This is a genomic window from Pseudomonas sp. G3-39 (genome assembly GCF_054790485.1).
In genome coordinates this window covers 2,743,825-2,767,721 of record NZ_CP186497.1, presented here as the reverse complement: position 1 = coordinate 2,767,721, position 23,897 = coordinate 2,743,825, and the positions used below count along the sequence as shown (strand labels likewise).

Genomic DNA, 23,897 nt, shown 5'->3' with positions numbered 1-23,897 from the left:
CTTTATCTTTTCATCAAGATCAAAAGATCGCAGCTTCGTTTCACCGACAGCTAAAAGAATTGGTCAGTCGGGCATGGATCGGATGATGTCGGCTAGATCATCCTTGGTTATTTCATTGGCCTTGATAGCAGCGGCAATATCGGTTTTGGAGAGCGGAAACCGTTTGAAAATTTCTTTCAAGGTTTCCTCATCAACATTGGCCAGCCAGAGCGGATCTATAAATGAACCACCATACTCAGGCTTCATGGGTACTTCTTCGTGTGCAATTGCACCTTTATGATTGAGATACACTACATAACGGTCGTGCCCTTCAGGAAAGCTTTTATCGTGATAAAGGGTAGTACCCAAAGGCAGGACATAGTAATTCTCGTCGCCATTTGGCCCTTCAATCAGCAACGGTTCTTTAGTTTTGATCATTTTCATATTGTGCCCCTTCGCAATATCGCCAAAAATCAGAAAAGCCAAAAAAATCGCATTGACGGATAAAACTGCCACCAGCCATAGGCCAAGACGTCTATTTGTAAACATTTTTCTTATCATAGGGGGCCTCGGTATTCGCTTCGAGCATGGCTTGTAAATCCGCAGGCATGAAAATACCGTCCTTCGGACTACTTTGCGTACGCGCTGCCTGTCTTTCGATGAAAGAAAGACCTCGCATCTCATTGAATTTCCCCGGGTTCTGCACAATTGACTTTCCCGAAACCTTTGCTCCTGCAATTGTCACGGTTGTGCAGTTATTCGTAGTCGGATGATAGTTCGATGGCAAGACATACCGAGCTGATGAGGCAGTCTTTTTTCGCTGTTCTTTTTGCTGGGCGACAATACCGTCGAAATGAGCGATCACAGCCTCGGCTTTTGCATTTTCCAAAAAATAAACAAAACCTGTTGTTGTACGCCCCAAACTGTTTTCACCAGAGATATACGCTTTGAAGGACGTCCAGACGTTCAACACGCCTTCGCCCTCGCTATCGAACGTGCCCCAGGTTTTTCCATAGCGACCAAAGTCATAAGTAATGTCTTTGCTACCGACCACCACGTGTAAAGCCGCGTGCCCGAAAGGATGCTCTTCTTTATCGCGGGTGTAGGGACCACCCACCAGCACTTCCATATACGCACCGGATACGACCACCTGATTGGTTTTCGTGGTTTTCCCTGATGCGCCTGTATTTTTTGCTGCCTGGGTTGTGCTGGTAGTTTTAGTAGACTGAACCATTAAAGATGTTCCGTATCTTCAAGTTTCGGAAACTTTATGCTGCAACTCCCCCTGGGAATATTTGCAACATGCACAAAGCCATTTTCGTCGAGGACGCCAGTCATCAAGGTTCCATCGGGAAGCGTCAATTCATACGCCTCGTTGGCTACAGGTTCATCTCTTTCATTAAGCAACTGAAACTCGACGAAAGTCTTTTCTTTCAGAAACTGCGAGAAGAAGCTGGCGGGAGCACTACCAGAATCACCGACGAAGGTGTCGGGTGATCCAGCAGTAATCGTCGCTCCACACGCCGTTTGGGAACCGACATGGGCAACGTCCTTTCCCAACCCAAAAACATGGGGGGCGCCCGTTGTTATGGGATTACTGCCGTGAATCGGGCAGGAATAGATATCTCCTACCAAAGCTACGGGAGTCGAGTTAACAAAAATAGGACTTGATCCAGTGCTGATATTTCCACCATGACTACCTGGATCTCCGAGTCTTGCGACTGGCTTTCCTGCCATCGTTTCTCTCCATTGAATATCACGACCTGCGGATGTTACCCGATCTTGTTTTGGAAAACAGGGTATCCATGGCACCTCCGGACTGGATAGAAAATACGACCGGCTAGAGTCTTTTTTGGTTGGTCGTTGACCGTTCCAACGCGCGGTAAAGGAATGTAACAAGAGAGCTCTGTGCGCCAACTCACGAATCTGACGCAGAGCGTCAAGGGCTGCATTGCTTTGCTGCGCGCGGGAAGGGTCATGATCAATCAGTCTTTAAGTTCTACGTGATCCAGTGCTTGATTTACCGCTAACTCGCCCAGCATGACGACCTGAGCAATGCCCAGTGCTGTTTTGCGCTGGGAGGTTTCCAGCGAGGCAGCGAAGTTGATGAGCATCACGCTGGCCGAGCCGAGTGTTTCGCTGGCGTTGGCTAGAAGAGATTCGGTGTTGTACCTGGGATTGGCGAGGTACATGGACTCCGGCTCGTTGGCGCTAGACATGATACGGGCGGCGGGATTGAGGTAGTAGTCGAGGGCGCGGTCGGCGGCTTCGTGGAGTTTTTTACTGTCGACTGAGGCGTAAGGGGTTGTGGTGTCGGCGCCTGATTCTGGGGGGGGTTGGGTGTTGGTTTTTTCATGGTGTAACTCCACTGAATAGTCGGAGCTGACCCCTTCGGTTTCCGGACGAAGAGGTGGCAGCTGTACGCAGGTTGGAAACCCGGGCAGCGGCGACCCGGACGACCCGAAGGTCCCCCGCGCACAGCCGCCATAACGGAGTGCACACATTCGAAGTGCGCAAGGATACGTTATGAAAGGCGTGTACGCGCCACTAATACCCATCGGGGTTTCCAGTCCCGGTCGCTGAATTGGCAGCGACGAACACAGGCTAAAGACCCTACGTCCGACGGACAACCTGAAAACCTTGTGGGAACGTTCCGCAAAATCGAAACAACGTTTAAACATTCTGAATTGAAATACGCACGGGGAGCTGCCGCAGGCTGCGATCTTTTGATGTTGGTTTTTAACGACAAGATCAAAAGATCGCAGCCTGCGGCAGCTCCTACCTTGGCAGTGCAGCGTGTCGGATTGCGTTTGTTAAAACGCCGGACTGCATCTTTTATTCAGAGACGTGTCGATTCACGCCCTGCCCGTTCGACTAAGCAGTGAATCAACCCCATTCCCTGGAGAAACCACCATGCGATTCATGATCCTTGTCAAAGCCAGCGCCGATTCCGAAGCCGGCATCATGCCCAGTGAAGAGCTGATCACCGCCATGGGCAACTTCAACGAAGAACTGGTCAAGGCCGGCATCCTCATCGACGCCGATGGCCTGCACCCGAGCAGCAAAGGCGCCCGCGTGCATTTCTCCGGCGACAAACGCACCGTCATCGACGGCCCGTTCATCGAGACCAAGGAGCTGGTAGCCGGGTACTGGATCTGGGAAGTGAAGTCGAAAGAAGAAGCCATCGAATGGGTCAAGCGCTGCCCCAATCCCATGCCGGGCGACTCTGATATCGAAATCCGCCAGATTTTCTCTGCCGAGGATTTTGGCGCCGAGTTCACCCCCGAAGCACGGGCGCAGGAAGAGCGTGTTCGCGAGCAAGCAAAGAAAAATGCCTGATCCCATGCCGGGTTGAATTTGAAATTGCCATCGTGGGCAAGCCACGCTCCCACAGGTATTGAGTCGGTCACAGGATTTGTGAGCGCTTCACCTGTGGGAGCGTGGCTTGCCCGCGAAAGCGTCATCACTGACAACACACATTTAATTGATCAGTTCACCACTCGACTGCGAAGCCGTACACAAAACCAAAGAATTAATCCCTTCGACTGGCTAACTCCCCATTAGCTGCTAGCGTCATTCAGACGTGTCCTACAGGCTTGATAAGAAAGGGAATAGGTCCAACGGCCGAGAAGCGCCGGGACGTCCATGCAGTAGCCACCAGGGAAACGGGGATCATGTCGAAAAAATTGGGGATTCGCGCCTTGCTGCTGGCGAGTTCGCTGGCGCCTGTATTTTGTGCCCTGGCGAATAACGCCGAAGAGGCCAACAAAAGCAACAACCCGCTGAACCTGGCGCCCGGCGCCAACCTGCAGGATTACTACACGCCGAAGCTGTTCGACAGCAACCTGCACACCAACGATGCCTTGCTGCGCGGTACTTTGCCGATTGCGCCCAACGATTTCATCGGAGTACCGCAGCTACTGCGCGCAACGATGCCGATCAGCACCCGCCCCGATCCGCACGGCGGCTACAGCACGGGGATTGGCGACCTCAACCTGTTCGACATTTTCCTGCTCAAGACCGACGGCGTGCAGTTGGGCATCGGCCCGCAGATCACCGCGCCGACCGCTGCCGAGGATGAACTGGGTACCGGCAAATGGCAGGCCGGCCTCGCGGCGGTAGCGATCGATTCGTCGCCGCGCGGTCTGCTCGGTGCGCTGGTGCAGTACCAGAGCTCGTTCGCCGGTGACCACGACCGCGCGCATGTCGAAACGGCAACCCTGCAGCCGTTCATCATTCATAACCTGGAAAAAGGCTGGTACCTGCGCTCCACCGGCACCTGGACGTTCGACCTGAAGAACAACACTCACTACATCCCGATCGGCCTGGGTGCGGGCAAAGTCTGGAAGTCCGGGAGCAATATTCTCAACGCCTTCCTCGAACCGCAGTGGACCGTCGAACGCAAAGGCGATGGCGTGCCGCAATTCACCCTGTTCGCCGGGATCAACGTGACATTCGGAAAATAAGGACATCGCCATGCACATCGCTTTACGCGCTGCCGGTTTCAGCCTGATGACCCTGTTCGCCAGCTGCGGCGTCGGTGCCCAGGAGCTCGACACGCGTATCGGCAAGATCGCCATGGAAGGCGAACTGCCGGCCCATGAGTCGATTGCCAGACTCTACGCCGAGCTGGATTTCCAGCAGGCGACCCAAAGTTACCTGTGGGCCTTGCCACTGGTGTCCTACGCGCAGTGGCAGGAAGAGTTTCGCGACAAGCTTGGCGCACGCAACGGCGATCTGATGGTGCTCAACAGCTACGAAGACAAACTCGGCGTGATCACCGCCAACGCCACCACGCCGTACATTCTCGGCTTCGTCGACCTCAGCGAAACCGGGCCGCTGGTGATTGAACTGCCACCGGGACCGACCGCCGGCGGCATCGGCGATTTCTGGCAGCGGGCGATCATCGACATGGGCCAGACCGGCCCGGACAAAGGCCAGGGCGGCAAATACCTGGTGCTGCCGCCGGGCGCGGAGCCACCGGCCGATGCCGACAAGTATTACCTGGCCAAATCGGAAACCATGAACGTGCTGGTGGGCTTCCGGGTGCTGGATCCGGATCCAGCCAAGGGCAAGGCGCTGGTCGAGCAATTCAAAATGTACCCCTACGCCAAACGCGCCGAGCCGAGCAAGACCCGCCTGCTGTCGCCTGACGGTAAAAAGTGGTCGGGCACCCAGCCGCGCGGCATCGCTTACTGGCAGCGGCTGCATCAGATCATCCAGAAAGAACCGGTGAATGAACGTGACCGCTTCTACATGGCGATGCTCGCCAGTCTCGGCATCGAGAAGGACAAACCCTTCAACCCCAACACCCAGCAGCGTCAGGCCCTGGAGTCCGGCGCGCAGGTCGGTGAACTGATCGCCAAGGCCAACACCTTTGCCAAGCGCTTTCCTGACGCGCAGTACTGGCCCGACCGGCATTGGGACACGGTGCTCAACATCGCCGAACCGTCGCAACGCGTGGCCTATTACGACCAGTTGTGGGAACGCAGCGCCTGGTTCTACGAAGCGGTGACCAATACCAAAGGCATGGTCTCCAAGACCCCGGGCCTCGGCCAGACCTACCTCGGCGCCTACACCGATGCCAAGGGTGACTGGCTCGACGGTGGCAAGACCTATCGCCTGCACGTCGGCGCCAACCCGCCGGCCAAGCAGTTCTGGTCGATGACCGTGTACGACATCCACAGCCGTTGCCTGATCGACAATCCGCAGCGCAAGGCCGACCTGTCCTCGCGCCAGGATCTGAAGAAAAACGCCGATGGCTCGGTGGACCTGTACTTCGGCCCAAGCGCACCCAAAGGCTTCGAGAACAACTGGGTGCAAACCGTGCCCGGCAAGCACTGGTTCAGCTACTTCCGCCTGTACGCGCCGACCGAAGCCTATTTCGACAAGAGCTGGAAACTCGACGACATCACGGTCGTGCAATGAATAAGGACGCCGCATGAACACACGCAATCTATGGCTGACCGGTATCACCCTCGCCCTGAGCTGTAGCGCCTGGGCCGATTTCAGCGCCAGCCCCGAAGAAGCCCGAGGCATCGCCAGGGAAGCCTATCTGTATGGCTTCCCGGTAGTGGAAATGTACAAGACTCTGTACACCCAGGCCGTGGACAGCAAGAGCCCAAACTTCAAGGCACCGTTCAACCAGATCGGCAACACCGCCAAGGCCTTCACCGCCAAGGACACCGCGTTCGTCACGCCGAACGCCGACACGCCCTACTCGTTCGTCTGGATGGATCTGCGTAGCGAGCCGTTGATCCTGACCTTGCCGCCGATCGAAGAACACCGTTACTACTCGGTGCAACTGATCGACGCCTACACGCAGAACTTCGCTTACCTGGGCACCCGCAGCACCGGTAATAACGGTGGCCACTTCATGATCGCCGGGCCTGACTGGCAGGGTCAGCAACCGATCAACATCGAGCGGCTGGTGCGCAGCGAAAGCAACATCGCCTACGCGCTGTACCGCACGCAGCTGTTCGACGAAAAAGATCTGGGCAAGGTCAAGCAGATCCAGAAAGGCTACAAGGTCGAGCCGCTGAGCCACTACGTAAAACAGAAGGCCCCGGCGCCGGCGCCGAAAGTCAGTTGGCCGAAACCGACGCCGACCATGAGCGAAACCCCGGAGCTGTTCCGCTACCTGAACTTCATGCTCGCCTTCACCCCGCCGCAGGATGTCGAAAAAGACCTGCTCGCACGCTTCGCCAAAATCGGCATCGGCGCCGGTCAGCCATTCGACCTGAAAACGCTCAGCACCGAGCAACGCAAGGCCCTCGAAGACGGCATCAGTGACGCCAAGGCCGAATTCGCCGCGTTCAAGAAAGACAAGGTCGACACGCACGAAATCAGCAGCGGTGACCTGTTCGGCACCCGCGATCACCTCAAGGGCAATTACCTGTATCGCTACGCCGGCGCCAACATGGGCATCTTCGGCAACTCTGCCGAAGAGGCGAACTACATCGGCTATTTCGTCGATAAGGACGGCCAGCCGGCCAACGCAGCGAAACACGACTACACCCTGCATTTCGACAAAGGCGCCCTGCCCCCGGCCGACGCTTTCTGGTCGCTGACCATGTACGACGGCAAAAGCAAGTTGCTGGTGGCCAACCCGCTCAATCGCTACCTGATCAACTCGCGGATGCTGCCGGATCTCAAGCTCGATGCCGACGGCGGACTGACCCTCTACGTGCAGCACGACAATCCCGGCAAGGACAAGCAGGCCAACTGGCTGCCGGCACCGAACGGGCCATTCTACGGCGTGTTGCGCCTGTACCTGCCGAAACCGGAAGTGGCCAGCGGCGAGTGGAAGATGCCCTTGCTCAACCCCGTCAACTCAAAACAATAAACGGAGCCAGTGATGGTCAAGCCTTACGTTGTGCGTCCGCTGCTGGCGCTGTGCATGATCGGCAGTACTCAACTCTATGCAGCCGAGGGTGGCGTGGGCCGGCCGATCACCGGGCAACAGGTGTATTCCAACGCCGGGATCATCCCGCCCGAACCGGGCTGGGTAGTCTCGGTCACCAGCATCTGGTACGACGGATCGCTCAAGGGCAGTCGCGGCGCGCCGATTTCCGGTGAAGTCAGTGCCGGGATCGACATGAAAGTGTCCTACACCATGACCAACCTGACGCACATCTGGGACACCGGCAAAGGCCCATGGAATTTTGCCTCGGCAATCGGCGTTCCAGTGCAGTACACCGACATTGACGCGGCGATCACCGGTCCGCGCGGACGCACCCTCGGCACCAGCGATTCCGGGACCCAGTTCGCCGACGCGCTGGTCACGCCGATTGCCGCCGGCTACCACTTCGACGAGCTCAACCACATCGCGTTCTCCCTGCCGATCTACGTGCCGACCGGCGCCTACAACGACAATCGCCTGGCCAACCCGGGGCAGAACAATTACACGTTCATGCCCACCGTGGCCTTCACCCATCTGGACGGCAAGGGGGGCGAGTTCACCCTGTCCAGTGGCCTGGAGTTCTACACCGAAAACACTGCCACCGATTACCGCAACGGCAACATCTTCACCCTCGATGCCTTGTGGACTCACGGCTTCGGCAGTGGCTGGAGCGCAGGTCTCGCGGCCGGTTATATCCAGCAAGTCACCGACGACAAGGGCCAGACCGCCGACAGCCTGAATGGCTTCCGTGGCCGCTCCGTCGGCGCCGGGCCGGTGGTCGCCTGGAGCGGCAAATTCGCCGATGCCCAGGCCAACATCAGTGCGCGTTGGGTGCCGGAGTTCGACACCAAGAACCGCCCTGAAGGCAACGGAATTGCCGTCAACATGACCCTGGCGTTTTTCTAGACCGGCCACAAAGGACTGTCCCATGACCACACTCACCGACCTCAATGCCCTGCAAGCGAGCATCGCCGAAGCCGTACTCGGCCAGGATCAGGTCATTCGGCAGATCCTCCTTGGCCTGCTGGCCAACGGGCATTTGCTGCTCGAAAGCCTGCCGGGGCTGGCCAAGACGCGCACGGTCAAGGCGCTGGCCACGCATCTGGACGCGAAGATGAGCCGCATCCAGTTCACCCCCGACTTGCTGCCCTCGGACATCACCGGCGCCGAAGTGCTGCATCAGGTCGCCGGGCAAAACGAGATCCGCTTCCAGCCCGGTCCGCTGTTCGGCAATCTGATCCTCGCCGACGAGATCAACCGCGCCCCGGCCAAGGTGCAGGCGGCGCTGCTGGAAGCCATGGAAGAACGGCAGATTACCGTTGCTGGCACCAGTCACGTGCTGCCGGAACTGTTCATTGTGGTCGCCACACAAAACCCGATCGAGCAGGAAGGCACTTATCCGTTGCCGGAAGCGCAGATGGACCGGTTCCTGATGAAGGTGTTGCTGGATTACCCCAGCGCCGATAACGAGAGCCAGGTACTGCGCCTGTTGCGCGCCGAGGAGTTTGCCCAAGGCGCGAACACCGCGCCGGGCAAGGGCTTCAGCCTGTCACAGGAAGTGATCTTCGCCGCGCGCAAGGAGGTCAGCGCGGTGCATGTATCACCGGCCATCGACCGCTACCTGATCGACCTGATCAACGCCACTCGCCACCCGGCCGATTACGATGAAGACCTCGGACGCTGGATCAGCATCGGTGCCAGTCCCCGGGGCGGCATCGGCCTGGATCGTTGCGCGCGGGCCGACGCGTGGTTGCAGGGCCAGGATTTCGTCTCGCCGGACAACGTGCGCGCCGTGGTGCATCCGGTGCTGCGCCATCGCCTGCAATTGAGCTACGACGCGGTCGCGGATGGCGTAACTGCCGATCAGGTGCTCGACCGTTTGCTGGATAAAGTGGCGATTCCGGCATGAACACGAACGGTCTGGTCTACGTGTCTCTGGCGCAATTGATGGCGCTGGAGTTCAAGGCCCGTGACCTGAGTTTTCTGGCGCGCCAGCCCCAGGGCAGCATCCTTGCCGGAAACCATGCCTCGCGCCTGCGTGGCCGTGGTTTGAACTTCGATGAGCTACGCCGTTATCAGACTGGTGATGATTTGCGCCACCTCGACTGGCGCGCTTCCCTGCGTACAGGCAAACCGGTGGTTCGCACTTTTACTGAAGAGCGCGACCGCCCGGCATTGATCGTGGTCGATCAGCGCATGTCGATGTTCTTCGGCTCGCGACGCAGTTTCAAATCTGCCCTCGCCGCTGAACTCGGCGCACTGGCAGCGTGGATGGTGTTCAACGCCGGTGACCGGGTGGGCGGTCTGGTGTTCAACGATCAACGCATCGACAGCATCGCGCCGTTGCGCAGCCGCAAACGGGTCGAAGCCCTGCTCAGCCGCGTGGCGCAACAGAATCAGGCGCTGAACGCGGCCAATCCCGACGCCGAAGACGAGGATCAGTTGGACAAGGCCTTGCAGCGTTGCCTGGCGTTGGCCGGTCACGACCATTTGATCTGCATCGTCAGCGACTTCGCCGGGGCGGGTGAACGCACCTTGCAATTGATGCGGCAACTGCGCGCGCACAACGACGTGATTGCCCTGCAAGTCTACGATCCACTGGCCTTGAAGCTGCCGAGCGATGGCCGGCTGCTGGTCACCCAAGGCCAATTGCAGGTGGAACTGGCTGTCGAGAAACGCAGCGTGCATCAGCCATTGGGCGATTACCTCGGTGGCCGCCTTAAGGACGTCGCCACCCTGCTGCGCCGCAGTCAGGTGCCGCTGATGATGTTCAGCACCGCCGAAGAGGCCCACGCGCAATTGCGCGCCGAGCTTGGCAAGTCTGCCGGCCCACGGCGATGAACCCGAATATCCCGGACATCGGCCAGCTCAAGGAGCTGAGCCTGCCGGTGCCGGTGAGTTATGCGCCGCAGACCTGGGGCTGGTGGCTGTTGCTGGCGTTGTTGGTTGTGCTGGCGTTGATGGTTGGCGTGCGGCGTTATGTGCAGTGGCGACGGGATCAGTATCGGCGCGAAGCGCTGGTGCGGCTGGCGCAGTTGCGTGAGCGCAGTGATGATCTCAATGCCCTGCGCGAGTTGCCCGAACTACTCAAACGCGTGGCCCTTTCGATGCCAACCCAATCCCGAAACAGGAACACAACCCCTGTGGGAGCGGGCTTGCTCGCGAAGGCGTCGGCACATCCAACATTGATGGCGCCTGACACAGCGCTTTCGCGAGCAAGCCCGCTCCCACAGAGTCCTGCGGCGCTGGGGAGAGATGAGTCGCAAGGGCTGGCGCAATTACGTAGGCGCAGCGCTGATCTCAATGCCCTGCGCGAGTTGCCCGAACTGCTCAAACGCGTGGCCCTTTCGATGCCAACCCAATCCCGAAACAGGAACACAACCCCTGTGGGAGCGGGCTTGCTCGCGAAGGCGTCGGCACATCCAACATTGATGGCGCCTGACACAGCGCTTTCGCGAGCAAGCCCGCTCCCACAGAGTCCTGCGGCGCTGGGGAAAGATGAGTGGCAAGCCTTTCTGCAGCAGCACTGCAAAACCAGGCTGCCCGACGACTTCAGCGCACAACTGGCCCTACTCGCCTACGCCCCCGACGCCACCTTGCGCGCCCTCCCCGCCGAACAGCGCCAGGCGCTGTTCGACACCTGCCAACATTGGGTGGAGCAGCACCATGTGGCAGCTTGATTACCCGTGGTTGTTGCTCCTGCTGCCATTGCCGTGGCTGACCTTGCGTTATCTACCGGCGTATCAGGAGGCGCGCAGCGCCGTGCGCGTGCCGTTTTTCGGCGCCATGAGCCGCGCCGTCGGGGAAGCGCCGAGCCGGGTCGGCAATCGTCAGAACCCCTGGCAAATGCTGCTCAATCTTCTGGTGTGGACGTTGATCCTGCTCGCCGCCGCGCGCCCGGTGTTCGTTGAAAAACCCATCGAACGCCAGCAACCGGTGCGCGACCTGATGCTCGCCATCGACATTTCGCAATCGATGGAGACTGAAGATTTCAGCAATGCCGATGGCCAGAAAATCAATCGCCTCGCCGCCGTCAAACAGGTGGTGCAAGGCTTCATCGCCAAGCGCAAGGATGACCGCATCGGTCTGATCGTGTTCGGCAGCGGCGCCTATCCGCAGGCACCCCTGACCCTCGACCATGCCAGCCTTGCGCTGTTGCTGGCCGACACTGGTATCGGCATGGCCGGGCCCAACACCGCCATCGGTGATGCCATCGGATTGAGCCTGAAGCTGCTCGACCAGGCGCACGAACAGCAAAAGGTGCTGATCCTGCTCACTGACGGCAACGACACCAGCAGCGCGATCACCCCCGACCACGCCGCGGAAATGGCCGCCAACAAAGGCGTGGTCATTCACACCATCGGCATAGGCGACCCGACGGCGTCCGGCGAGGCGCAGGTCAATCTGCGCGGGCTGCAACAGATCGCCCAAACCACTGGCGGGCAGTTCTTCCGCGCCGAAGATCGTACGGCACTGGATCAGGTCTACAGCACCCTCGATCGCCTCACGCCGCATCAAGTGAAAACCCTTAGCCATCAGCCGCAACGCGAGTTGTTTCATTGGCCGCTGGGCGCGGCGCTGACGCTGTTGGCGCTGTATCACCTCGGTGCCCTGCTGCGCCCGCGCCTGGCGCTGGCCCGCCAGCGGCAGGAGGCCTGAGATGGAGATCAATCTCGGTGACTTGCATTTCCTGCGCCCGCTGTGGCTGCTGCTCGCACTGTTCGCCGCGCTGCTGCCACTGCTCTGGCGCCGCAGCCGCGACTTGCAGCGCCGGCTACGCAACAACATCGCCGAACATTTGCTGCCGCACCTTTTGGTCACGCCAAAGGATCAGCAGCGCCTGCGCCCGGTGCACTGGCTGTGCGCGGTGTTGGCCCTCGGGGCGCTCGCCGCGGCCGGGCCGACCTGGGAGCAGGATCGCCCGGACTTTCTGCAGAATCGCGCGCCGCTGATCGTCGCCGTGGATCTGTCGCCATCGATGGACGCCAGCGACGTGCCACCGACGCGCCTGGAAGCGGCCAAGCACAAACTCCACGACCTGATTCAGCGTCGCGCCGGCTCCCGCACCGCACTGATCGCCTATGCCGGCAGCGCGCATCTGGTGTTGCCGCCGACCGACGATCCGGCGTTGCTCGACACCTTCATTCAGGCGCTGGGCACAGGCCTCATCGACAAACCGGGCAAGGACGTTAGCGCCGTCATCGAGCAGGCCAAACGCCTGCTCAGCGCCGAGCAAACCCCGGGCAGCCTGCTGCTGATCACCGACGGTGCTGACGTTGCACAGCTCGATGGTCTCGACAAACAACTCGACGACAACCAATTGCAGGTACTGGTACTCGCGGTCGGCAACGCGGATGGCGGCGTGATTCAGGGCGCCAACGGCCAGCCGGCAGTCGACAGCAACGGGCGTCCGCTGCTAGGCCGTTTCGATCCGGCGGCACTCAAGCAATTGGCCGCCGCCCTTGACGCGCCGCTGGGCAGCCTCACCCTCGACGACGATGATCTGGACTGGATCGAGCTGCACGCCCAACAACATTTCCAGAGTGCCAGCGCTGAACAGCAGCGATTGCACTGGAAGGACGCCGGTTACTGGCTGTGCTGGCCTCTTCTATTGTTGGCGCTGCTCGGTGTGCGCAAGGGCTGGAGCATCAACTGGGTACCGGCGCTGCTATTGGCCACAAGCCTTGGCTGGCCTGCCGCACCCGCCCAGGCCAGTGCACTGACCGACGCGTTCTTCACCCGCGATCAGCAAGGGCGCTGGGCCGCCGAGCATGAGCATTGGCCGCAAGCGGCGGCGCTGTTTGTCGATCCGTACTGGAAAGGCGTCGCGGCCTATCATGCGGCGGACTACGACCTCGCACTGGCGACCTTTGCCCGGCTGGACACGGCGCAAGCGTGGTTCTACCTGGGCAACATTTACGTGCGGCGCTTCAAGTTCGATCAGGCGATTGCCGCCTACACCCAGGCCTTGCAGCGGCAACCGCAGTTCCCCGAAGCCACGGCCAATCTGGCGCTGGCGCAGGCGTTGCTCAAGGACACCGACAGCGCCGAAAAGAACGCCCCCGAGACCAAACCGGACGAAGTGAAATTCGACAAGGCACCGGGCAAGGGCCAGAGCAAAAAGGTCGAGACCGAACAGGCGACGTCCGATGCGTTGTGGTTACAGAACCTGAGCACCTCGCCGGCGAAGTTTCTCAGGCAGAAGTTCAGTTTGCAGGATCAGTCGGGGGCCAGACCATGAACCGGGTTGGCTTCATCGCTGGCAAGCCAGCTCCCACAAGGTTTTGCGCTGTTAACTCGATTGGCGAAAACACAGACACCCCCTGTGGGAGCTGGCTTGCCAGCGATGAGGCCAGATCTGCCAGCAAAAAAATCTGCACCTTGCTCATGACCGGCTTGCTCAGCCTGAATGCCTCTGCCGCCGAACCCCAACTGAAAATCCAGGCCCACCTGCAACCCGCCGAAGGCGCGATGGTCGGCGGACTGCTCGAGCTGCAAGTCGACGTGCTCACCGACACCTGGTTCACCAGCGCCGCCACCCTGCCCGAGCTGAAACTCGACGGCGCCCTGGTCACGCCGCCGGACGGCCAGGCCCAACACCTGAATCAGACCATCGACGGGCAATCCTTCAGCGGCTTGCGCTACAGCTACCAGATCACCCCGAATGTCGCCCGCCGCTTCGAGATTCCGCCGTTGACGGTGAGTGCGACACCGGGTCAGGCCAGCACAGCGATCAGCGCACACAGCCAACCGTTGCACTTCAGTGCCGCTCAGCCACCCGGCTTCAAACCCGGAGAAACACCGCTGGTGGCCAGCGGTGTGCGCCTGAGCCAAAGCCTGACCAACTCGGCAACCCCGTTGAAAACCGGTGACAGCATCACCCGGCAACTGATCCTGCAAGCCGATGGCGCACTGGCGATGGCGCTCCCGGTTCCGCCATTGGCTGACGTGGCCGGGCTGAGTCGTTATCTGCAGACCCCACAAGTCACTCACCTGGATGACGGCCGCGGCAACGTGCTCGGTGGTCAGCGCATCGACGCCGTCACCTACCGCATCGACAAGGCTGGCGCCTACACCCTGCCGGCCATCGCGGTGAAATGGTGGGACGTCAAAACGCAGCAGAGCCGCATTGCGCACGTGCCGGCAGTGACCTTCGAAGCCGCAGCCAACAGCGCCTACAAACCGGTGTTTTCGATCACCGACGATCTCCAGCAGCTCGGCCGCAACAACCCGCATTTTTCCACGCGCTGGTTGCTGTGGCTGGCGCTACTCGCCGTGTGTATTGGCGTCGGTTATTGGCTGCGTCCGGCGCTGATGCGCGCCCGGCACCAATGGCAGGCGCGCAAGCACGCGCGGCAACTGGCCTGGGAGCAATCGGCGGACTTCGCCTGGCAGCAGATCAACCCGCAACTGCAGGCTCAACCGGCGCAATTGAGCGCCTTGTATCTGTGGCTGCGCCGCAGTCGCCTCGGGCTGCAACTGGTGAATGCCGGCCCGCGACTGCAAGGCCTGTTGCGCGGGCTTTATGGACGTGATCCACAGACTGCACAAACACTCGCTCAACTGCATGAATCGTTGACTACGCTTCACAGTCAGGCCGCCCAACAGCAGCGCAAACCGGCTCCGGCCCTGCGCCCGCTCAACCCCGTTCATGAAAGGGATTTCCCATGACCCATCCACCGCAGCAGCGTCAACGTTTCAGCCTTGCGCTGGTGTTTGCGCTGGCATTGCCACTGCTGGCCCAGGCCAGCGAGCCACTGCCGTCATGGAACGACGGCCCGGCCAAAAAACACATCATCGAGTTTGTGCAAGCCGTCACCGATCAGTCCGGCAAAGATTTCGTCAAACCCGCCGATCGCATTGCCGTGTTCGACAACGACGGCACCCTGTGGAGCGAGCAGCCGATGTATTTCGAGTTGCTGTTCGCCCTCGACGAAGTCAAGCGCAATGCGCCGCAGCACCCGGAATGGCAAACCACCCAGCCATTCAAAGCCGTGCTGGAAAACGATCATCAGGCCCTGGCCGCCGCCGGCATGGACGGGATTATCAAGATCTTCGGCGCCACCCACACCGGCATGACCACCGAGGCTTTCGACGATTACGCCAAGACCTGGCTGAGCCAGGCTCGACATCCGAAAACCGGCAAGCCCTACACCGAGATGATCTTCCAGCCGATGCTGGAAATGCTCGACTACCTGCGCAGCCAGGACTTCAAGACCTACATCGTTTCCGGCGGCGACACCGGCTTCATGCGCGCCTTCGCCGAGAAGGTTTACGGCATCCCGCCGGAACAGGTGATCGGCACCACGTTCGTCACCGCGTTCCAGTTCAAGGACGGCCAGGCCTCGATCCTGCGCACCCGGAAACTGGCACACAACGACGACGGCCCGGGCAAACCGGAGAGCATTGATGCAGTGATCGGCAAACGGCCGATCCTCGCGTTCGGCAATTCCGACGGCGACCTGCAGATGCTGCAGTGGACCGCCGCCGGCCCCGGCAAACGCTTCATGGGGCTGGTGCACCACACCGACGCCAGACGCGAGTGGGCCTACGACCGAAAATCCGATATCGGGCGACTCGACAAAGCCCTCGACGAAGCAAATTCCCGTGGCTGGACCGTGGTGGACATGGCGACCGAATGGCGCCGGATCTACCCGTTCGAGCCACCGGCAACCGGGCAGGTGCAATAAGAAAAAGCGTGATGCAGGACTGCAAGAAACGTAAGTCGCAACAACGACCCCCGCGATAAGGAGCAAGTCAGATGACTCGCATACGCAAGTGGCTACCGAAACTCGCCCTGGTGGCAACCTCGGTGATGGCGCTGTCGGCAACGGCCACAGCGGCTGAGAAACCCAACATTCTCGTCATCTTTGGTGATGACATCGGCCAGACCAACATCAGCGCCTACTCCATGGGCGTGGTGGGCTACAAGACCCCGAACATCGACCGGATTGCCAAAGAAGGCATGATGTTCACCGACTATTACGCGGAGAACAGCTGCACCGCCGGACGATCCTCGTTCATCACCGGCCAGACGCCGCTGCGTACCGGCCTGTCGAAAGTCGGTGCGCCGGGAGCGACGGTGGGCCTGCAAAAGCGCGATATCACCATCGCTCAGGCGCTCAAGTCTCAGGGATACGCCACCGGTCAGTTCGGTAAGAACCACCTTGGGGACAAAGATGAATACCTGCCGACCAACCATGGTTTCGACGAGTTCTTCGGCAACCTCTATCACCTGAACGCCGAAGAGGAACCCGAACGCCCCTACTGGCCCAAGGATGACCCGGACTTTGTCAAAGCCAACTCGCCACGGGGCGTAATCCACAGTTTCGCCGACGGCAAGATCGAGGACACCGGCGCGCTGACCACCAAGCGCATGGAAACCATCGACGACGAAACCACCGCTGCCGCGCAAGCGTTCATCGAGAAACAGGCCAAGGCCGACAAGCCGTTCTTCGTCTGGATGAACACCACGCGCATGCACCTGTTCACCCACGTGCGTGACTCGATGAAGGGCCAGAGCGGCATGCCCGGCAACGAATACGCCGACGGCATGCTGGAACACGACGGAGATGTCGGCAAATTGCTCAAGACCCTCGACGACCTGAAAATCGCCGACAACACGATCGTGGTCTACACCACCGACAACGGCCCGAACCAGTTCTCCTGGCCGGACGCGGCGACCACACCGTTCCGTAACGAGAAGAACTCCAACTGGGAAGGCGCCTACCGTGTACCGGCGATGATTCGCTGGCCGGGCAAGATCAAGCCGGGGGAAGTCTCCAACGAGATGTTCTCGGGCCTGGACTGGTTCCCGACTTTGCTCGCTGCTGCCGGTGACACCGAGGTGAAAGACAAGCTGCTCAAGGGCTGGGCGCCGACCTCCGGAGGCAACAACTTCAAAGTGCATCTGGACGGTTACAACCAGTTGCCCTATCTGACCGGCCAGCAACCCAACGGTGAGCGTAAGGAGTTCTACTACTTCAACGACGACGGCATGCTGGTTTCAATGCGCTTTGGCAACTGGAAGGCCGTTTTCGCCGAGCAGCGAGCGCCGGGTGGTTTTGCGGTGTGGAGCAATCCGTTCACGCCCTTGCGCGTGCCCAAGATCTTCAACCTGAGAATGGACCCGTACGAGCGGGCCGACGTGGTTTCCGATCAATACTACGACTGGTCGACCAAAAACGTTTACCTGGTTGCCGTTGCGACAACCAAGGCAGCGCGCTTCCTGCAGACCTTCATCGAGTATCCGCCGAGCCAGAAACCGGCGAGCTTCAGCATCGACCAGATTCGTGCTGCGGTGGACGCGAAGATTGAAGAGAAAATGAAAGCGGCACCGGCTGCACAGTAAGACCGTTGAACTGCCGCCCGCCCTCATTGGCGGGCGGCCCTGTTTCCAATCTGGGATCGTATCGGCCCATTCGCGAGCAGGCTCGCTCCCACAGGGGATTTGTGGTGGACACAAGTCCAGTGTGGGAGCGAGCCTGCTCGCGAAGAGGCCGGCACCGACACAGCATTTTCCGAATTGAAATAAGGCAATCCGCATGTCCTCACGTATCGCCAGCAAGCCGTCGGCCATACCCACCACTCAAGCCGCCACCCCGGCGCTGCTGATCCCCGCCCTGCTGTTGTGCATCTCCGGCGCCGCCGCGCTGGTGTATCAGGTGCTGTGGATCAAGCAGTTGTCGCTGGTGGTCGGCGTCGAGGTTTACGCCATCACCACCGGCATCAGCGCGTTTTTCGCCGGGCTGGCCATCGGTGGCTGGCTGTTCGGGCGCTGGGCTGATCGCTTGCAGCAACCGGTGCTGCTCTACGCCGGGCTTGAAGTGTTGGTGGCGATTCTTGGCGTTGGCGCCACGGTTGCGATGAGCCTGGCGGCGAGCCCGTTTGCCTGGTTGCAAGGTCATATCAGCCTTCTCGCCTGGTGCTTGCCGTTCACGCTGGTGGGGATTCCGGCGGTGTTGATGGGCGGCACGCTCCCGGTATTGGTGCGCTCGCTGGCGGCTGACCCGGGCAAGGCCGGCGGTCAGTTGTACGCAGCGAACACGTTGGGCGCGATTGTCGGCACCTTGCTCGCCGCGTTCGTGCTGATCGCCACCCTCGGCGTGCGCGGCAGTGCGCTGTTTGCCGCAATGCTCAATCTGCTGGCCGCAGCCGGTGCGCTGTGGTGGCAGCGTCAACAGCCGACGCCGGTGGCGGCTGCGGTCAAACATCACACCGAGAAAGCCGCGGACCGCACCGCACTGTGGCTGTACTCCATCGCCGGCGGCGTGGCGCTGGGGTATGAAGTGGTCTGGTCGCAGTCGATCGTGCAGTTCATGAGCACCCGCACCTACGCGTTCGCCGTGGTGCTCGCGACGTACCTGACCGGGCTGTTCATCGGCAGCGCCCTGCTCGCCCGCCGCGTCGAGCGCATTCGCGATCCATGGGGCGTGTTCGGTCTGTTGATTGCCGGTGCCGGGCTGATCGCCTTGCTGGAAATTGCCCTGCTCGGGCGCTGGCTGGTGTTGGCCCAGAGTCAGGCCGAGAGCTGGCTGCTGGCCTTGGGCGCCAGCGAACTGGCCGGTATGAGCGCACGTTTCGCAGTGGCGGCGCTGAGCATCGTGTTTGTGCCGACGCTGTTGCTCGGCGCGGCGTTTCCACTGGCGCTGCGCTTGAGTGTCGGTCGTGAGCGGGTCGGCCGCGATGTCGGGGCCGTGGTTGCGTTCAACACCCTGGGCGGGATTGTCGGGGTGATGTTCTGCGGTTTTCTGCTGATCCCGCCGCTGGGGCTGGTGCGCACGCTGGGCTTGCTGGCGATCATCGCGGCCGGCATCGGCTACGTGGCCGTGCGCAAGGGGCATCACGTCAAAAAAGGCCGGCGTCAGGCGGTGGTCGCGCTGGGACTGGTATCGGTGGCGTTGGCCGTACTGACGCCAGTGGACAAACTCGCCAGTCTGCTGCCCGGTGCGCGTAACGGCACGCTGGCGTTCTACGAGGAAGGCCGTGGCGGCACCGTGGCGGTGGTCGCTCAGGGCCGTGGTGAGAACAGCTTCCACCGCCTGTACATTCAAGGCGTGTCCAACACCGGCGACGCCATGCCGTCGCTGCGCTACATGCGCATCCAGGCGCTGCTGCCGTTGCTGATCCACAACGGCGAACCACGTTCGACACTGGTGATCGGCTTCGGCACCGGGATCACCGCCGGTGCGATGCTGCGCTATCCGGGGCTGGAACATCGGGTGGTCGCCGAGCTGCTGCCATCGGTGGTCAAGGCCGCGCCTCTGTTCAAAGGCAACTTCAACGCCGCCAGCGATCCCGGGGTCGATGTGCGCCTGCGCGATGGCCGTCAGGAACTGCTGCGCAGCCCGCAAACCTACGATCTGATCACCCTCGAACCGCCACCACCGTCGGCGGCCGGCGTGGTCAATCTGTACTCGCGGGACTTCTATCAACTGGCAGCCAGTCGTCTTGAACAACAAGGCATCGTCGCGCAATGGCTGCCGTTGCCGACCCAAAATATTGATGACTCTCGCTCACTGGTGCGCAGCTTTCTCGACGTGTTCCCGTATGCCTCGCTGTGGACCAGCGAGTTCCACGAGATGCTGCTGGTCGGTTCGCTGCAACCGATGGAGCTGGACGCGGCGAAAATCACCGAGCGCTTCCAGCAGGCCAGCGTACGCAGCACCTTGCAAGATGTCGGGATTGGCTCGGCGCCAGCGTTGCTCGCAACCTGGGTCACCGACCGCGCAGGCCTTGAACGCTTTGCCGCAAACGCCCCGGCGGTGACTGACGATCAGCCCCGAATCGAATACGCGCCGTGGGTGCGCAGCAAGGAAATCACCCGGGTGCTGCCGGCGCTGCTGGATCTGTATGTGCCGCCGCCACTGGTGAATGCCGATACCGGGTTCACTGAGCGAATGGAGACCCACCGCCAGCGTCTGCTGCAGTTCTACCGCGCGAGCCTGCATGCCTACAACGGCGACCGCGATGCCTGGGGGCGGGACATGAGCGAAGTGATGCAGAGCGACGGCGGCAATCCATACTTCCGCTGGTTCGTCGGCAAATGAGCAACGGCTGAGGACTTTTCGACGCGAAACAGGTAGGGTGCGCAAAATCAAATTGCCATCACTGGGTCGCGTCGCAGGTTTTCATGGAGTTGTATACGCAATGAGTTGCTGGACCGTCCTGGGCCTGACGCCCGACGCCGATACGCGCAGTATCAAACGCCAATACGCTGCCCTCCTCAAAAAGACCCGTCCGGACGACGACGCCGAAGGTTTTCAGCGCCTGCGTGACGCGTATGAGCAGGCCCTCAACTACAAAGAATGGGCACAGTTCAACGACGACCAGCAGGATGACGACGGCAACTGGGACCTTACCGGTCTGACGGTAGTAGAAGTCGACGCGTTGCAGCAGGTGACGCGTTCGCTGGCGGGCATCAGCCTCGACGAACTGGTCCAGCGTCATGCGATGGCCGTTCAACAGGGTTGCGCGCATATCCTCGAAGACACTGTCCTGCAGCACTGCATCGAGCATCCCGATACATCGGAATCTCTGGTGGACTGGGCGATTCCCACATTTCACTGGTTCAGTGCCTGGCAGCGCCTTGAACTGGACGAGGAATCGATCACGCTTCTGCTCGCTCAGCAGCGCGAGCGTATCGCTCGCCCCCTGCGTGACGCCCTTGAACTAGAGGACGACGAAGATTTTCTGCAGGCGTACAAGTCTCGCACGCAGTACCTGTGGCTCGAAGCAGAAGTGCACCGGCAATGGCTCAACCTGCTCCTCAGTCAATTGCTGCTGGATAGCCGTTACTGGTCCTCAAACCTTTTCGAACAGGTATGCGCCGGCCAGGGCTGGCACCCAGGCCCAACCAACCGTTGCCCCGAGAGTGAATGGACGCGCCTGCTCGCCCGTCATGAAGCGCCGATTTTTCTCGCGCGGCAGCGCCAGCTTGCCGAGGCACCGCTCGCCACGCCTGAACACCGCGCCGCGCGCATGCTCCTGGGCAACGGCCCCTTCAATCAACGTCGCGCTCTGGCCCGACGCCTGCGCGAAGAAGACTGGGCGCAGTGCCGTAAGTTGAGCTCGGCGCTGTACGCCAATAACCCACAGGTCTGGGCGGAGATGCCCGGTGGCACCGCGTTCTTCTGGCGCGACTGGGAATTGAGTTTCAACGATTGGCCGACATACGTGGGTGTCGTGCTGGCTTGTCTGATCGGCTATTTTACCCACTTCATCCCGCAGGGCCTGCGCGTCAGCGGGCTGATCAACATTGTCATGATCACGACGGTCGTATTTGCCGTGATCGCAGCCGGGCTCAATTGGCTGGTGCATGACCTGGCCCATCGCTGGTGGTTACTGGATGACCGGCTCAGTGCACGCATTCGCCTGGGCTTGCGCTCCGACTCGCCGCCGTTCGGAGTTCTGCGCGACCTCATTCCCTGTGCGCTGATGGCAGCCGCACTCAGTTGGCTTTTCGGTCCGATCGCTGGCGTTGTATACACCGCAACCCTCGCAGTTTTCGGGCTGGTACGGCGGCGCCAGGTCAAACCGCAGGTCTCCTGGGAGCAGAGCAGCCCAATTCTGAAAATCTGCCTGACGAGCCTGGGGATAGTGGTTCTGGTCGTTGTGCTGGGTGTCATCAACGTGATCGCCAGCCAAGGCACGGTCAACCGTAATCAGGGGTTGCAACCCTGGACTGAACGTTCGTGCAGCCGTATGCCGGCGACCACCACCGAATGCAACGCACCGGCCACCGTTGAGCAGTGGTACGGCAAGGAGGCGCGACCGTGAAAAACGCGAACTTGTTGTTCCCCATTGGTCTGGTGATCGCCGTTGTCGTGATGGGATTGATGGGGGCCAGTCGGCCCTTCTCACAACTCGACCTCTGGCTGGACGGACGCGATGCGCCGATCACCGCCCAGGCCAATGCCCTGAGCCCGCTCATCAGCTGCGTCAACCGGGTCGACGTGCAATGGCGAGTGGCTTACGACCGTTACAAGAATCCCCAGCCGCCTCAGCCTCACAACCAGCAATGGATGCTTGGCCTCAAGGATTTCGACGACAGCGATGCGTTGAATGTGCGTGACATACAGCGCGACGTCTGCTCTCAAGGCCTCGCCGAAAAACTTCAATTACTGGCCTACCAGCCCGAATTGGCGCGAAAGGCAACTGAATACGCCCGCTCGCTGAATACACTCGCGACGGTGATTCCGGTCGGCCGGATTTACAGGGAAGCCAGCTTTTCGACCGGGTCGCAAAACCCGGCGGCCATCATTGTCGAATCTGCATTCATCGAGTCCGCTGCGAGCGGTTACATCAAGGCGTCAACGGCCCTGAGAGAAGCCTTGCTGCCACTGGACGCCGCGCAACGCCCCGAACAGCTGAAACGGATGGAAGCGCGTCTGGGCAAGGATATCCATTGGTATTTACTGGCATACATGATCCAGGCCCGAGAAACTATCGACTTGCTCGATGAAGGCATGAGAAACCGCACACTGACGCCACAATTGCTGGCCGACACCACGGCAAAGCTGCAGCAGGCATGGGATCGTCGGGCACCCTTCCTCGTCTCGCAAAACAACGCGTTCAGGACGAAGACGGACGCGGCGCGGGATCTGTGGTTCCACATCGGCGAGCCAGCGACCCGCTATCTGGCGGCGTTGAAAACACTGCACAAGGACTGGCAGGACCACGCACCACCGCAGCAACTGAGCGACGACTTCCACGCAGTCAACCGGAGTTACGACGGTCTGCTCAGTCATTACAACCGCCAGGCCCGAGCCGAGTTCTGATGAAACACGCACGGGATCGTTCGCCCTGAACGATCCCGCTGGCGGATCTTACTTCGACTTGAGCTTGAGATAGGACTGATGCATGTCCGCCGCCCAGCCATCGATCACCGCTTTGACGTCATCGGCTTTCATTACCTGAGTGTCGTTTGCCAATGGTTTGCCAGTGCCCTTGCGCACAACCTGGGCCACAACCTTATTGCTGCCGCCGTCGAGAAACACCGCTTCGGTGGCGAGTGTGGTTTCCTGATCGCGGATACCGCTGGCCGTGCTGACCGCTGCCGCAACCAGCGCAACCGGGATGATTTCATACGGTTTGAGGCCTTCGGTCTTGCTGCTCACGGCAGTAATCGCCGCACGTACCACGATTACACCGGGGCCAGGGCCGTTGGCCAATGGCAAGGACTTGCTGATTTCGCGCTTTAGCGCTTGATCGTAGTAGCTGGTGATGCCGTTGAGAGTCTGTTGCGGAATCTTCACCGTCGCTTGCGGCTTGGGATAGAGCTGGGTCGGCTCGACGTAGACGCTGGTAAACCGGTTGATGTCGAGCTTCGGATCGACCCAACGCATTACCTCGGCACCGGACGGTGATCTGGCTTCCCGGAGCTGGCTGTAGTCCTTGAGAAATCCGGAGTACTGGTCAGGCTCGACAACCTTACTCGAACACCCCGCCACTCCAAGCGTGGCGATGCAGAGGGTGCTCATCATCAGTGCAAGCTTCATGCTGTAACTCCTGTCAG

General features: G+C 60.5%; 19 protein-coding genes and 3 pseudogenes. 17 read left to right on the top strand and 5 right to left on the bottom strand.

From position 1 onward, the window contains the following. Positions 1–63: 63 nt before the first annotated feature. From ACOYXG_RS12290 to ACOYXG_RS12275, 4 genes and pseudogenes are all read right to left on the bottom strand, one after another. A complete protein-coding gene (locus ACOYXG_RS12290; RefSeq protein ID WP_236645243.1) occupies positions 64–528 on the bottom strand; it encodes a hypothetical protein in 465 nt (154 codons plus the stop codon). Beyond that, complete coding sequence (locus tag ACOYXG_RS12285) at positions 515–1,213, bottom strand: hypothetical protein (protein ID WP_096797342.1); 699 nt, start codon at positions 1,211–1,213, stop codon at positions 515–517. The genes ACOYXG_RS12290 and ACOYXG_RS12285 overlap by 14 nt, the downstream gene beginning before the upstream one ends. Beyond that, entirely contained in the window at positions 1,213–1,716 is a 504-nt protein-coding gene (locus ACOYXG_RS12280) for a PAAR domain-containing protein (protein ID WP_096797341.1), read from the bottom strand. The genes ACOYXG_RS12285 and ACOYXG_RS12280 overlap by 1 nt, the downstream gene beginning before the upstream one ends. A gap of 248 nt (positions 1,717–1,964) precedes the next feature. Beyond that, positions 1,965–2,335: pseudogene (locus tag ACOYXG_RS12275) on the bottom strand (DUF6124 family protein). A gap of 557 nt (positions 2,336–2,892) precedes the next feature. Here ACOYXG_RS12275 and ACOYXG_RS12270 point away from each other — a divergent pair. The 17 genes and pseudogenes from ACOYXG_RS12270 to ACOYXG_RS12190 all read left to right on the top strand — a co-directional run bounded on the left by ACOYXG_RS12270 (position 2,893) and on the right by ACOYXG_RS12190 (position 23,160). Then, complete coding sequence (locus ACOYXG_RS12270; protein WP_096797339.1) at positions 2,893–3,318, top strand: YciI family protein; 426 nt, start codon at positions 2,893–2,895, stop codon at positions 3,316–3,318. A 335-nt stretch (positions 3,319–3,653) separates the two neighbouring features. Further along, positions 3,654–4,445, top strand: coding sequence for a hypothetical protein (locus ACOYXG_RS12265; protein ID WP_247269106.1), 792 nt, complete (start codon positions 3,654–3,656; stop codon positions 4,443–4,445). A gap of 10 nt (positions 4,446–4,455) precedes the next feature. Beyond that, a complete protein-coding gene (locus tag ACOYXG_RS12260; RefSeq protein WP_460358031.1) occupies positions 4,456–5,907 on the top strand; it encodes a DUF1254 domain-containing protein in 1,452 nt (483 codons plus the stop codon). Between the two features lie 13 nt (positions 5,908–5,920). Beyond that, entirely contained in the window at positions 5,921–7,324 is a 1,404-nt protein-coding gene (locus ACOYXG_RS12255; RefSeq protein WP_097090090.1) for a DUF1254 domain-containing protein, read from the top strand. Positions 7,325–7,336: 12 nt separating this feature from the next. Then, on the top strand, positions 7,337–8,287 hold the full coding sequence (locus tag ACOYXG_RS12250; protein WP_115989893.1) for a transporter: 951 nt from the start codon (positions 7,337–7,339) through the stop codon (positions 8,285–8,287). A gap of 22 nt (positions 8,288–8,309) precedes the next feature. Next, positions 8,310–9,290, top strand: coding sequence for an AAA family ATPase (locus ACOYXG_RS12245; RefSeq protein ID WP_027613737.1), 981 nt, complete (start codon positions 8,310–8,312; stop codon positions 9,288–9,290). Continuing rightward, positions 9,287–10,222 (top strand): DUF58 domain-containing protein, encoded by a 936-nt coding sequence (locus ACOYXG_RS12240; RefSeq protein ID WP_150368087.1) that lies wholly within the window; start codon positions 9,287–9,289, stop codon positions 10,220–10,222. The genes ACOYXG_RS12245 and ACOYXG_RS12240 overlap by 4 nt, the downstream gene beginning before the upstream one ends. Beyond that, a pseudogene (locus ACOYXG_RS12235) lies at positions 10,219–10,659 on the top strand (DUF4381 domain-containing protein); the annotation flags it as partial. The gene ACOYXG_RS12240 and the pseudogene ACOYXG_RS12235, both read left to right, overlap by 4 nt. Beyond that, positions 10,651–11,061 (top strand): annotated as a pseudogene (locus ACOYXG_RS12230) (DUF4381 family protein); the annotation flags it as partial. The pseudogenes ACOYXG_RS12235 and ACOYXG_RS12230, both read left to right, overlap by 9 nt. Then, complete coding sequence (locus ACOYXG_RS12225; RefSeq protein WP_460358026.1) at positions 11,048–12,040, top strand: vWA domain-containing protein; 993 nt, start codon at positions 11,048–11,050, stop codon at positions 12,038–12,040. The pseudogene ACOYXG_RS12230 and the gene ACOYXG_RS12225, both read left to right, overlap by 14 nt. A gap of 1 nt (position 12,041) precedes the next feature. Then, a complete protein-coding gene (locus tag ACOYXG_RS12220) occupies positions 12,042–13,622 on the top strand; it encodes a VWA domain-containing protein (protein WP_460358023.1) in 1,581 nt (526 codons plus the stop codon). Then, on the top strand, positions 13,619–15,052 hold the full coding sequence (locus tag ACOYXG_RS12215) for a hypothetical protein (RefSeq protein WP_460358021.1): 1,434 nt from the start codon (positions 13,619–13,621) through the stop codon (positions 15,050–15,052). The genes ACOYXG_RS12220 and ACOYXG_RS12215 overlap by 4 nt, the downstream gene beginning before the upstream one ends. Then, the gene (locus ACOYXG_RS12210) at positions 15,049–16,071 is read left to right on the top strand and encodes an HAD family hydrolase (protein WP_460358018.1); all 1,023 of its coding nucleotides are present in this window, start codon (positions 15,049–15,051) and stop codon (positions 16,069–16,071) included. Before ACOYXG_RS12215 ends, ACOYXG_RS12210 begins: the two co-directional genes overlap by 4 nt. Before the next feature lie 71 nt (positions 16,072–16,142). Then, positions 16,143–17,732: an arylsulfatase gene (locus ACOYXG_RS12205; RefSeq protein WP_096797328.1), complete on the top strand. Its 1,590-nt coding sequence runs from the start codon at positions 16,143–16,145 to the stop codon at positions 17,730–17,732. Positions 17,733–17,925: 193 nt separating this feature from the next. Further along, positions 17,926–20,430, top strand: a complete 2,505-nt coding sequence (locus tag ACOYXG_RS12200; RefSeq protein WP_460358015.1) for a spermidine synthase — start codon at positions 17,926–17,928, stop codon at positions 20,428–20,430. 100 nt (positions 20,431–20,530) lie between these two features. Then, the gene (locus ACOYXG_RS12195; protein ID WP_460358012.1) at positions 20,531–22,159 is read left to right on the top strand and encodes a J domain-containing protein; all 1,629 of its coding nucleotides are present in this window, start codon (positions 20,531–20,533) and stop codon (positions 22,157–22,159) included. Next, complete coding sequence (locus ACOYXG_RS12190; protein ID WP_223849580.1) at positions 22,156–23,160, top strand: DUF3829 domain-containing protein; 1,005 nt, start codon at positions 22,156–22,158, stop codon at positions 23,158–23,160. The genes ACOYXG_RS12195 and ACOYXG_RS12190 overlap by 4 nt, the downstream gene beginning before the upstream one ends. A gap of 48 nt (positions 23,161–23,208) precedes the next feature. Here the strand turns inward: ACOYXG_RS12190 and ACOYXG_RS12185 are convergent, their stop codons facing one another. Further along, positions 23,209–23,880: a DUF3313 domain-containing protein gene (locus ACOYXG_RS12185; RefSeq protein WP_103367474.1), complete on the bottom strand. Its 672-nt coding sequence runs from the start codon at positions 23,878–23,880 to the stop codon at positions 23,209–23,211. Positions 23,881–23,897 lie beyond the last annotated feature (17 nt).

What these genes read in the sequence shown, in the direction of transcription:
- ACOYXG_RS12290 (WP_236645243.1), bottom strand. Translation starts at nt 528, where the DNA reads ATGTTTACAAATAGACGTCTTGGCCTATGGCTGGTGGCAGTTTTATCC.
- ACOYXG_RS12285 (WP_096797342.1), bottom strand. Translation starts at nt 1,213, where the DNA reads ATGGTTCAGTCTACTAAAACTACCAGCACAACCCAGGCAGCAAAAAAT.
- ACOYXG_RS12280 (WP_096797341.1), bottom strand. Translation starts at nt 1,716, where the DNA reads ATGGCAGGAAAGCCAGTCGCAAGACTCGGAGATCCAGGTAGTCATGGT.
- ACOYXG_RS12270 (WP_096797339.1), top strand. Translation starts at nt 2,893, where the DNA reads ATGCGATTCATGATCCTTGTCAAAGCCAGCGCCGATTCCGAAGCCGGC.
- ACOYXG_RS12265 (WP_247269106.1), top strand. Translation starts at nt 3,654, where the DNA reads ATGTCGAAAAAATTGGGGATTCGCGCCTTGCTGCTGGCGAGTTCGCTG.
- ACOYXG_RS12260 (WP_460358031.1), top strand. Translation starts at nt 4,456, where the DNA reads ATGCACATCGCTTTACGCGCTGCCGGTTTCAGCCTGATGACCCTGTTC.
- ACOYXG_RS12255 (WP_097090090.1), top strand. Translation starts at nt 5,921, where the DNA reads ATGAACACACGCAATCTATGGCTGACCGGTATCACCCTCGCCCTGAGC.
- ACOYXG_RS12250 (WP_115989893.1), top strand. Translation starts at nt 7,337, where the DNA reads ATGGTCAAGCCTTACGTTGTGCGTCCGCTGCTGGCGCTGTGCATGATC.
- ACOYXG_RS12245 (WP_027613737.1), top strand. Translation starts at nt 8,310, where the DNA reads ATGACCACACTCACCGACCTCAATGCCCTGCAAGCGAGCATCGCCGAA.
- ACOYXG_RS12240 (WP_150368087.1), top strand. Translation starts at nt 9,287, where the DNA reads ATGAACACGAACGGTCTGGTCTACGTGTCTCTGGCGCAATTGATGGCG.
- ACOYXG_RS12225 (WP_460358026.1), top strand. Translation starts at nt 11,048, where the DNA reads ATGTGGCAGCTTGATTACCCGTGGTTGTTGCTCCTGCTGCCATTGCCG.
- ACOYXG_RS12220 (WP_460358023.1), top strand. Translation starts at nt 12,042, where the DNA reads ATGGAGATCAATCTCGGTGACTTGCATTTCCTGCGCCCGCTGTGGCTG.
- ACOYXG_RS12215 (WP_460358021.1), top strand. Translation starts at nt 13,619, where the DNA reads ATGAACCGGGTTGGCTTCATCGCTGGCAAGCCAGCTCCCACAAGGTTT.
- ACOYXG_RS12210 (WP_460358018.1), top strand. Translation starts at nt 15,049, where the DNA reads ATGACCCATCCACCGCAGCAGCGTCAACGTTTCAGCCTTGCGCTGGTG.
- ACOYXG_RS12205 (WP_096797328.1), top strand. Translation starts at nt 16,143, where the DNA reads ATGACTCGCATACGCAAGTGGCTACCGAAACTCGCCCTGGTGGCAACC.
- ACOYXG_RS12200 (WP_460358015.1), top strand. Translation starts at nt 17,926, where the DNA reads ATGTCCTCACGTATCGCCAGCAAGCCGTCGGCCATACCCACCACTCAA.
- ACOYXG_RS12195 (WP_460358012.1), top strand. Translation starts at nt 20,531, where the DNA reads ATGAGTTGCTGGACCGTCCTGGGCCTGACGCCCGACGCCGATACGCGC.
- ACOYXG_RS12185 (WP_103367474.1), bottom strand. Translation starts at nt 23,880, where the DNA reads ATGAAGCTTGCACTGATGATGAGCACCCTCTGCATCGCCACGCTTGGA.